Origin of the sequence: Paraburkholderia sp. J94, from assembly GCF_905220285.1 — a bacterium.
GTDB classification, from domain to species: domain Bacteria; phylum Pseudomonadota; class Gammaproteobacteria; order Burkholderiales; family Burkholderiaceae; genus Paraburkholderia; species Paraburkholderia tropica_A.
The window spans coordinates 1-307 of sequence record NZ_CAJMZH010000070.1; the positions used below are offsets into that span (position 1 = coordinate 1).

General features: G+C 63.5%; 1 pseudogene. It reads right to left on the reverse strand.

From position 1 onward, the window contains the following. Positions 1-307: pseudogene (locus tag U4Y88_RS37690) on the reverse strand (hemagglutinin); the annotation flags it as partial.

A 307-nucleotide genomic window follows, 5' to 3' on the forward strand; every position in this document is an offset into this window, starting at 1 on the left:
GTCGCCAGCGATGTTCGACACCGCCGTGTTCGTGGCGTAAAGCTGTGCGCCGTTCACCGCGTCGGTGCTCGATGCCGAGACATCGCCATCCTTCACGTTGTGGATCGCGACCGGCGTCGTTGCATCCGTGCCGCCGAGCGTGATCGAGTCGTGGGCCGACGTGTCGTACGACACCGCATCGGCCATCTGGCCTTGCAGCGTGGTCACATTACCGGCGATGTTCGACACGTCACCGGCAATGTTCGTCACCGTGCCCGCGAGGTTCGACACGTTCGTGTTCGTCGCGTACAGCTGCGAGCCGTTCACT